This is a genomic window from Fluviibacterium sp. S390 (assembly GCF_049800695.1).
Taxonomy (GTDB): Bacteria; Pseudomonadota; Alphaproteobacteria; order Rhodobacterales; family Rhodobacteraceae; genus Meridianimarinicoccus.
On record NZ_JBNAFN010000002.1, the window covers coordinates 238,652 to 248,105 of the forward strand.

Consider the following 9,454-nt stretch of genomic DNA (forward strand, 5'->3'; position numbering starts at 1 on the left):
TAGGCCATGTTGACAAAAAGAATTCACACTGGCCCTCAGGCGTGATTCAAGCTGGTATCTGTTATGGGGACCAGCTTGGCACGAGACTTGATGACCGATGAGGAATGGAGGTTCTTTGAACACTTCATCCTGGCTGCCCGCGCACCGAATGGGCGCAAGCCCACCAACCACCGCCTTGTTTTGGATGGAATTTTCTGGATCGCCCGGTAATCCCCCCATTTTTAGAGGGGCGCGTCAGTAGAATCTAAGCTGCTTTCAGTTTCTGCATCGGGGTCATCCCGCCGATGCCCATGTTTGGCCTTTCGTTATTGTAAGTCCAGAGCCAACGAGTGGCATGGTCTTGCACCTCCTGGATGCTCGTGAAGTGGTATCGCCCCAGCCATTCCGTGCGGACGGTCCGGTTGTATCTTTCGACATAGGCATTCTGTTGAGGCTTTTCTGTCTCATCTCCACTCCTTGGTGGTTACGATGTGCCAGAAACCCTCTCTTATCAAATTACCCTAAACTGTCCCATTGGCGCTGACGTCAGACACCACGAGACCATCTATCGGTTTGCCTATTCCAAGGATGGTCGCGACGAACAGTTGTATCGCCACTTGCCTGAACATCGCCGTCGCCGCAGGCCGCGTGGGTATCGCAGGCACAACCGGACCCACATCTTTGATGCCCAAAGCTTGTCACACAGGCCTGACCGCATCTCAGAACGCGCTGAATTCGGCCATTGGGAGTGGGATCTGATGATGTTCCGCAAAGAACATGGGAAGGTAAACGTGACGTGAACCGCCCCGGGTTTACCGGAGAGTTTCTGGTTCAATGATCAGGCTGCTTTTTCGGCAGCGTTCAAGCTTGCGTGGAAATCCTCCTCTGCTTCTTGCGGGGTGAGATATCCGATGGCGCTGTGCAGTCGGCCGGTGTTGTACCAGTCGACCCATTTCAGGGTTTCCAATTCGACTTGGCCGGTAGACTTCCAGGGGCCGAGGAAATTGATGACCTCTGTCTTGAACAGACCGATGATGCTTTCGGCCAAGGCGTTGTCGTAGCTGTCGCCGACGCTGCCGACCGAGGTGTCGATCCCGGCCTCGGCCAGACGCTCGGTGTAACGGATCGACAGGTATTGGCTGCCCCGATCGCTGTGATGGATCAGCTTGTCGGCTTCGGATGGCGCCCGCTGACAGATCGCCTGGTTCAGTGCGTCGAGGACGAAGCCGGTGGTCATCGAGGTCGAAACGCGCCAGCCGACGATCTTCCGGGCGAAGACGTCGATGACGAAGGCGACGTACACCATGCCCTGCCAGCTTGAGACGTAGGTGAAATCCGAAACCCAGAGCTGGTTCGGCATGGCTGCCACGAAGGCTCGGTTCACCTTGTCGTCCGGGCAAGGTTGCGCTGCATCGGGGTTGGTCGTGATGACCTTCTTGCCGCGTACAACGCCTTGCAATCCCATAACCTTCATCAGCCGTTCCACGGTGCAGCGGGCGATGTCCCGCCCTTCGCGGCGCAACTGGTGCCAGACTTTGCGGGCGCCATAGCGTTTGCGACTGTTGTCGAAGGCATCCTGGATGGCGGCCCGATCAACAGCATCCTGCTTTGCACGACCAGATGCCAACAAGGGATCACGCTCAACGGCCTTGTGCGCATAAAACGTGGATGGTGCGATCCCCAGAACCCGGCAGATCGGCCCGACACCAAAAGCCCCTCGGTGATCATCGATGAACGCGATCATCGTTTGAACGGGCGGTCGGTAATCCCCCCATTTTTAGAGGGGCGCGTCAGTAGAATCTAAGCTGCTTTCAGTTTCTGCATCGGGGTCATCCCGCCGATGCCCATGTTTGGCCTTTCGTTATTGTAAGTCCAGAGCCAACGAGTGGCATGGTCTTGCACCTCCTGGATGCTCGTGAAGTGGTATCGCCCCAGCCATTCCGTGCGGACGGTCCGGTTGTATCTTTCGACATAGGCATTCTGTTGAGACTTTCCCGGCTGGATGTAGATCAACCTGATCCCGGCGTTCTCAGCCCAGTTCTGGAGCCTGGCACTGACGTATTCAGGGCCGTTGTCGACCCTGATCGCCAAGGGCTTCCCTCGCCACGCAATGATCTGGTTCAATGTCCGAACCACGCGCTCAGAAGGCAGCGAGAAGTCGACCTCAATGGCCAACCCTTCGCGATTGAAGTCATCCAGCACGTTCAGCGTTCGGAATGATCTGCCGTCCGCCAACTGATCGGCCATGAAGTCCATGGACCAAACCTCGTTCGGGGATTCAGGCACCGCCAGCGGCTCCGGTTTCTCGCGCTGCAGCCGTTTACGTGGCTTGATCCGCATGTTCAGTTCCAGCTCGCGATAGATGCGGTACACCCGCTTGTGGTTCCATTTGAACCCCTTCACGTTCCGCAGATGCAGGAAGCAAAGGCCGAAGCCCCAGCTCTTCTTTGCGTTCGTCAGCGCGACCAGCCAATTGGCGATCAGTTCGTTGTCATCGCTGAGCTTCGGCTTGTAGCGATAGCAGGTCTCGCTGATCGAGAACGCCCTGCACGCCAGAGCGATGCTGGCAGATCGATAGCGCACTGCCCATTCGGCCATCTCGCGCCTTTGAGATGGCCTCACCACTTTTTTCCGAGGGCTTCTTTAAGCAGATCATTCTGCATGCTCTTCTCAGCATACATCTTCTTCAGGCGCTTGTTCTCTTCGTCGAGCTCTTTCATCCGCGCCATCAGACTGGCATCCATACCGCCATACTTTGAGCGCCACTTGTAGAAGCTTGCGCTGCTCATCCCATGCTCGCGGCAAAGATCAGCAACCGGCACGCCGTTCTCTGCCTGCTTCAGGATCGCCATGATCTGCGCGTCGCTGTACTTCGATTTCTTCATCAGAATCTCCTCTTTGATCTTCGAGAAAATTCTACTTCCGCACACCCCTAATTTTCGGGGGGATTACCGGTCGAGCTCCGCCGCCGCGAAATATGCGCTGGCCTTCTTCAGGATCTCGTTGGCGGTTCGAAGCTCACGGTTCTCCCGCTCCAAATCTTTGATCCTGTCCTTCTCCGCACTCGTCAGCCCCGCCCGCTGCCCGGCATCACGCTCGGCCTGCTGGCACCAGACGCGCAGGCTGTCCGGCGAAACTCCCAACTTCGGTGCAATTGCCCGATATGCAGCGCTGTCGCTGCTGTAATCGGCACGGTTCTCACGAACCAGCCGAACACCGCGTTCGCGAAGCTCGGCCGGATAGGCGGGGGTGAATCGTCTTGTCGTCATAGGGCTCATCCTTTGAGTGTTTTACTCTCCGGTAAATCCGGGGCGGTTCATGGTTACCGTGACCGGGACTGGCAGACCCGCGCCGGTAGCGTCGAGCTGCGCATCCCCCGACTGCGCACCGGCTCCTACTTTCCCTCCTTCCTGGAGCCCCGGCGTGCTGCGGAGAAGGCGCTGACAGCCGTGATCCAGGAGGCTTACGTCCATGGCGTTTCGACACGGTCCATGGACGATCTGGTTCAGGCCATGGGCGGCACCGGAGTATCGAAGAGCCAGGTGAGCCGCCTGTGCGAGGAGATCGACGAGCGTGTGGACGCCTTCCTGACGCGGCCGATCGAGGGCGAATGGCCCTACCTCTGGATCGATGCCACTTACCTCAAGGTGCGCCAGGGTGGCCGGATCGTATCGGTCGCGGTCACGCTCGCTGTGGGCGTCAACACCGACGGCAGGCGCGAGGTGCTGGGCATGGCGATCGGCGCTTCAGAGGCCGAGCCCTTCTGGACCGAGTTCCTGCGTGACCTCGTCCGCCGCGGCCTCGGCGGCGTGAAACTGGTGATCAGCGATGCGCATGAGGGCATCAAGGCTGCCACGGCCCGGGTCCTGTCCACGACCTGGCAACGCTGCCGGGTCCACTTCCAGCGCAATGCGCTCGCCCATGCCGGTAAGAACAGCCGCCGGGTGGTCTCGGCTTTCATAGCCACGGCCTTCGCCCAGCCCGATCATGCGGCGGCGAAGGCCCAGTGGCGGCTGGTGGCGGACCAGATGCGGGGCAAGCTACCGAAGCTGGCCACGCTCATGGACACCGCCGAGGAGGACGTCCTGGCCTACATGACCTTCCCGGCCCAGCATCGCACCAAGCTACACAGCACCAACCCGATCGAACGCCTGAACGGCGAGATCAAGCGACGCACGGATGTCGTCGGCATCTTTCCGAACGAAGCATCGATCCGGCGCCTCGTCGGCGCAATCCTCATGGAGCAGACCGAGGAATGGACGGTTCAGCGTGCCAGATACATGACACTGGAAACGCTCGCGCCCGTCTGCGATGATCTCACTGTCAGCCTGCCTGCAGCGCAGAGCGACTGACCAACTCGGCCCGCCTGAAAGCGCGAGGCCCACGGCGAGCTACACCACCTCCTGGGACATCATCCACGACTACCAGAAGATCCTGCGCCAGCATGGCTTTGAGGTCTCGATGAGCGGGAAAGGCAACTGCTACGACAATGCGGCGGTCGAGACCTTCTTCAAGACGATCAAGGCCGAGCTGATCTGGCGCCGGTCATGGCCGACACGGCGGGCTGCCGAACTGGCGATTTTCGAATACATCAACGGCTTCTACAATCCGCGCCGCAAGCATTCAGCTCTCGGCTGGAAAAGTCCCTTGGCCTTCAAGGCTCAGGCTGCATAAGTGAGAAATCGGAGCGGCATCAAAGCGTGACAGGTCCACCTGACCTACGACGCGACGTTTGAATTCCTGCGGGTAGTTCCGCGACCCCTGTTTCCTGCCCATATTTTGGTGCCCATCAGATTCTACTGGGCACTAAATTGCACGCTGATCTGCCTCACACGGCGCGCATTGCTCCCACAAGGTCGGGTTCACCGGGCGCTCACTATGCTCGTCCGACTACCAGATGAGATCAGACTGTCACCGCTCTTTTTCGAACCGCAAAACACGCATCCCGGAAAAAATCAATGGGTCTTGAGCCTAAAAATGATGACCATCAGTAGAAAAAAATTTCGTACAAACTGCCTTTTTTGTTGTCTCGGCTGAAAAAAAATCGGCCAGCTCAAAAATGCTAAGGGCGTCAAAGAGCACGTTCTTCAATTTCACATCAAACCATTTATAGCTACAATCGAATCTGTTGTTGAGCTCCTCTTGCCAGTCGGACTCCAGCAGTCCAATAATCACCTCTTCAGATACCTCAAGAGCTCTTGATTCATCGATTCCTTCCCGAATAAAGTATAGAAACAACTTTGCTTCTAGGACATCAAGAGCGTTGGAGTATGTGACAGGATTTCCCCCATACACTGGCAAAGATATGTTTCTAGAGGGAAGTTTCGCGATGGCCAGCAATCTCATTTCGGAAGGAGTTGCGTCTAACTCCTCGATTACAACTTCATCTCGAACTATTGATTCTGACAAACTGAAAGATGAATATTCAGTGGGCGAAGCAGGCTTGTTGGGCCGGATGATTCCATCTTCTTTCATAACAAATACTCGCTGAAGAGTTTCTGATTCCACATCCTAAAAAACATCATGAACTGCTAAATATTCGATTAAATGTGCGTCCGGTGGTCCAACATTGTGGGGCAACGCGCAAAAACGGAGTCTATTCCCCACGTTCTACGGTCCGGATTCATGACCAGAATATGACGACCGCAGCGAGAGCACGTGCCGACAAGAACACCTTGGGACACCTGTCGTAGCGGGTGGCGATGCGCCGCCAGTCTTTGAGCCGCGCGAAACTATTCTCGATCTTGTGGCGCAGGCGGTAACGCGTTTCGTCGTGAGGGATCGGCGTCTTGCGACCCTTTCGCGACGGGATGCAGAGCGTGACGCCCCTGTTTTCAAGTTCTTCGCGATACCAGTCCGCGTCATACCCTCGATCTGCCAGCATGTGTTTGGCCGGGGGCAGACTGTCGAGGAGCGCCCGCGCGCCGATGCAATCGCTGCGCTGGCCCGCCGTCAGGAACATCCGGAGGGGCGCCCCAAGGCCACAGACTAGCGTTCCATAGCGCTGTCCCTTTCGCAAGGTCTGGTCATCAATACCGATCACGCTGGGATGCGCGATCGTCCCGCCTCTCGTGATTAGAACGCTGCGCCGGAACGTTTCCTTGCTCTCGAGCCGCAAAAGCCGGTCGGCAAGCACCTGGGCAGGACCTCCACCGGGTGCTAGGGTCAGGACCCATTGATCAGGTTCTAACCTTCTGATTCATTGCTCGAAAAGCGAGCGGTGACATGAACAATCTCTTCTGGCTCACGGACGCGCAGATGGCGCGTCTGGAACCTTTCTTTCCGAAGTCCCATGGCAAGCGCCGCGTCGATGATCGGCGCGTTCTGTCGGGGATAATCTTCATCAATCGCAATGGCTTGAGGTGGTGTGACGCGCCCAAGGAATACGGCCCGCACAAGACCCTCTACAACCGCTGGAAGCGCTGGAGCGACAAGGGTGTGTTCGCTCGGATCCTTGTGGGCCTGGCCGCCGAGGAACCCGAGAAGAAGACGGCGATGATCGACGCGACCTATCTCAAGACCCATCGCACGGCGACGAGCCTGCGGGTCAAAAAGGGGCGCGTGGACGTCTGATCGGTCGGACCAAGGGCGGCATGAACACCAAGCTGCATGCCATCTGTGACAGTCAAGGGCGGCCTATCAATCTCTTCGTCACCGCAGGGCCAGTCAGCGATTACATCGGCGCACGGGCGCTGCTCAGCAGCCTGCCGAAGGTGGACTGGTTGCTTGGAGATCGCGGCTACGACGCCGACTGGTTTCGCGAAGCCTTGAAAGACAGGGGGATACGCGCCTGCATCCCGGGTCGAAAGCAGCGCAAGACGACCGTGAAATACGACAAGCGCCGATACAAGCGGCGCAACCGCATCGAGATCATGTTCGGCAGGCTCAAGGACTGGCGCCGGATCGCCACACGCTACGACAGATGCCCGAAAGTCTTCCTGTCAGCCATCGCCTTGGCTGCCGCTGACATCTTCTGGTTATGAACATCAATGAGTCTGGACCCTAGCGTGGCTACCACGCTGACTACTACCGAAGCCAAACCGGTGCAAGCTGCAGAAAATGCGAGATATTCCGGCGCCAGTACAACGGTCCCGCTTAAGACTTTCTTCACCCGCACCCCCGAGGTTGCCCTGCCATGGGGGCACCGCGCCGCTCCGTCCTGTGACGGACCGGCGATCAAGGGGTGTCTGAACGTGTCCAATTCCATGATCCTCAAGATTGACAGCGTCGTTGCGCTGAATTCGGCCCTGGCCAAGGCATCGGGTGGGGAGGTCTTCCTACTTGGGCCTGGCAATTTCGGCTATTTGAACCTTAGCGCAAATACGGCCACCGACTTGACCTTCAAGAGTGAAACCCCCGGCACAGTGAGTTTCACCGGCGGGATGCTAAGGGAGGCCAAGGGCGTGACTTTCGAGGATGTGACCTTCGACTATACGTTCCAAAACGGCGACTCTTTAAATAATGAGATGCTGTCGGTCCAGAAATGCAGCGACATCATCTTCCGTCGGGTGCTGCTGACCGGGGACATGGCCTCGGGCACCGGCAACACCAGCCTCGACGATCATTTCACCGGTTCCGGGATGCGCGCCCGCGACAGCCAGAACATCGTGATCGAGGACAGCGAGGTCACCGGCTTCTGGAAGGGCATCTACCTGGCGCGGGTGGATGGGGCGCAACTGCTGCGCACCGAGTTGCACGAGATCCGCTCGGATGCGCTCAACCTGATCGACACCCGCGACGTGCTGGTGGAAGACAACCAGTTCCACTCGATCCGCCGGTCGATGCAGTCGGGCGACCACGCCGACATGATCCAGGTCTGGAGCGGTCAGGACGATCCCGCCCGCAAGCCCGGCAACATGGTCATCCGCAACAATTATTTCGACATCGCCGACGGCGACCGCAGCCAGATGATCTATATGGACAACAGCCGCGCGTCGAACCGCGATGCGGATCCGGCGATCTTCTACAGCAACATCCTGATCGAGAACAACGTGATCATCTCGGGCACGGTGTCGGGGATCAAGCTGGGCGCGGTGGATGCGGCGGTGATCCGCAACAACATCCTGGTCTACAGCGAAGCCCCCGATGCCGACACCGCCAAGGGCGCCGGCGACCCGCGCATCCGGGTGGCGCCGCATTCCACCAACGTGGTGATCTCGGACAACATCACCTACGACGTGAAGGGCTATTCCGGGCAGGCCGACTGGTCGGTCTCGGGCAACGTGAAGGCGCAAAGCGCGCGGCCGGGGGCGCCGGGCTATGTCGGGGGGATCCTCAGCCCGATCTCCCATGACCCGGCCGAGGGCACCCCGGTGGATGCCACGCTGCTGGCCTTTGACAGCGGCACCGGCCTGCTCAGCATGCTGGAAGACGGCACCATGCAGGCGCTGCTGCTGCCCGCGGCGGCGCTCACCCCGATGGGCGGTGGCGGCACCGGGCTGGACCTGGGCACCGCGGTGGTCGAAACCCCGGCCTCGGCGGTGGCACCGCTGGGCGGCGGCACCGGCTTCCGGCTTGACGCCGGCCTGCGGCTGGAGACGGGGCAGGACCGGGGCGTGGTGTTCCTGCTCAAGGGGGTGTTGATGGTCTCGGTCACCGATCAGGGCGGCCTGGAGGCGGTTCTCACCACCGCCACGGGCGACAGCGCGCGGGTGCAGACCCCCGGCCCCCTGGGCGACGGCGGCTGGCACGACGTCTCGCTGACCTATGACGGCGCCGCCGGGGGGGGCGGGCTGACCCTGACGCTGGACGGGGTGCTGCAGGACACCGTCGCGCTGGAGGGCGCCCTGCCCGAGATGCCCCGCAAGGGGCTGATGCTGGGCTCGCCCTGGCACGCGGATGCCCAGGGCGGGCTGCGCCACCTGTCGCTGACCGGTCTGGTGGAACATTCCGATCCGATCCTCAGCCCGGCCCCGGTGCCGCCGGTGTTCCCGCCCGAGATCGACAGCGCCACGCTGCTGGCGCAGGCGGTGATGGCCGAGGGCTTCGACTTCCTGGAGGATCCGGCGCTGGCGGCCAACCTGATGGGCGATGCCCGGCTGACCGGCACCGAGGGCGACGGCCAGCTGAGCCTCGGCACCGGCGGCGCCCTGCACCTGCCCGGCCTGCCCGGCGACCTGCACAGCCAACATCTGGCCGCCGAGATCCTGTTCCAGGTGGACCTGGACGTCACCGAGCGCAGCACCCTGCTGTCCAGCCACCGGCGCTTCGAGGCGGAACTGGTGGGCGACCGGCTGAAACTCACCGCCAGCACCGCCGAGGGCGGCACCGCCTCGGTCACCAGCGGGCGCCTGACCGACCTGCAGGCCGACGGCCCGCACCGCCTGACGCTGGAGCTTGACGCCCGCGCCGACCTGCTGACGGCGCATCTGGACGGGCAGCTTGTGCTGGCCGAGACCGGCATCGACTTCGACCTCGCCGCCAGCACCGCGCGGGAACGCGGCTGGCACATGGGCAACCGCTGGAGCGATGCGGC

The 9,454-nt window shown here is 60.2% G+C and carries 4 protein-coding genes, 8 pseudogenes and 1 other annotated feature; of the genes and pseudogenes, 6 read left to right on the forward strand and 6 right to left on the reverse strand.

What is annotated here, in order from left to right; translation table 11 throughout:
• Nucleotides 1–63: 63 nt before the first annotated feature.
• Nucleotides 64–207 (forward strand): annotated as a pseudogene (locus tag ACP15K_RS03165) (IS5/IS1182 family transposase); the annotation flags it as partial.
• 37 nt (nucleotides 208–244) lie between these two features.
• Here the strand turns inward: ACP15K_RS03165 and ACP15K_RS03170 are convergent.
• Nucleotides 245–436 (reverse strand): annotated as a pseudogene (locus tag ACP15K_RS03170) (integrase core domain-containing protein); the annotation flags it as partial.
• Between the two features lie 97 nt (nucleotides 437–533).
• Here ACP15K_RS03170 and ACP15K_RS03175 point away from each other — a divergent pair.
• A pseudogene (locus ACP15K_RS03175) lies at nucleotides 534–776 on the forward strand (IS30 family transposase); the annotation flags it as partial.
• A gap of 41 nt (nucleotides 777–817) precedes the next feature.
• On the opposite strand, the pseudogene ACP15K_RS03180 reads toward ACP15K_RS03175, so the two are convergent.
• The 3 genes and pseudogenes from ACP15K_RS03180 to ACP15K_RS03190 form a co-directional block, all read right to left on the reverse strand.
• A pseudogene (locus ACP15K_RS03180) lies at nucleotides 818–1,750 on the reverse strand (IS3 family transposase); the annotation flags it as partial.
• Nucleotides 1,649–1,767: a sequence feature (AL1L pseudoknot), on the reverse strand. Its footprint overlaps the pseudogene before it by 102 nt.
• A 12-nt stretch (nucleotides 1,768–1,779) precedes the next feature.
• A protein-coding gene (locus tag ACP15K_RS03185; protein ID WP_424989799.1) for an IS3 family transposase occupies nucleotides 1,780–2,864 on the reverse strand; the annotation gives its coding sequence in 2 pieces (ribosomal slippage) (nucleotides 1,780–2,603 and nucleotides 2,603–2,864; 1,086 coding nt in all).
• A gap of 63 nt (nucleotides 2,865–2,927) precedes the next feature.
• A complete protein-coding gene (locus tag ACP15K_RS03190) occupies nucleotides 2,928–3,248 on the reverse strand; it encodes a transposase (RefSeq protein WP_424989800.1) in 321 nt (106 codons plus the stop codon).
• Between the two features lie 48 nt (nucleotides 3,249–3,296).
• Between ACP15K_RS03190 and ACP15K_RS03195 the strand changes: the two are divergent.
• A pseudogene (locus ACP15K_RS03195) lies at nucleotides 3,297–4,331 on the forward strand (IS256-like element ISPebe1 family transposase); the annotation flags it as partial.
• 64 nt (nucleotides 4,332–4,395) lie between these two features.
• Nucleotides 4,396–4,653: pseudogene (locus tag ACP15K_RS03200) on the forward strand (integrase core domain-containing protein); the annotation flags it as partial.
• 297 nt (nucleotides 4,654–4,950) lie between these two features.
• Here the strand turns inward: ACP15K_RS03200 and ACP15K_RS03205 are convergent.
• Nucleotides 4,951–5,454, reverse strand: coding sequence for a hypothetical protein (locus ACP15K_RS03205; RefSeq protein WP_424989801.1), 504 nt, complete (start codon nucleotides 5,452–5,454; stop codon nucleotides 4,951–4,953).
• Nucleotides 5,455–5,602: 148 nt separating this feature from the next.
• Nucleotides 5,603–5,962, reverse strand: a pseudogene (locus tag ACP15K_RS03210) (IS5 family transposase); the annotation flags it as partial.
• A 275-nt stretch (nucleotides 5,963–6,237) separates the two neighbouring features.
• Here ACP15K_RS03210 and ACP15K_RS03215 point away from each other — a divergent pair.
• Both ACP15K_RS03215 and ACP15K_RS03220 read left to right on the forward strand, forming a co-directional pair.
• A pseudogene (locus ACP15K_RS03215) lies at nucleotides 6,238–6,962 on the forward strand (IS5 family transposase).
• Between the two features lie 351 nt (nucleotides 6,963–7,313).
• Nucleotides 7,314–9,454, forward strand: a 2,141-nt coding sequence (locus tag ACP15K_RS03220) for a hypothetical protein (RefSeq protein ID WP_424989802.1), incomplete at its 3' end; no start/stop codon positions are given.

Bases quoted from the DNA above. Each gene is read 5' to 3' on its own strand.
- ACP15K_RS03190 (WP_424989800.1), bottom strand. From the start codon at position 3,248: ATGACGACAAGACGATTCACCCCCGCCTATCCGGCCGAGCTTCGCGAA.
- ACP15K_RS03205 (WP_424989801.1), bottom strand. From the start codon at position 5,454: ATGAAAGAAGATGGAATCATCCGGCCCAACAAGCCTGCTTCGCCCACT.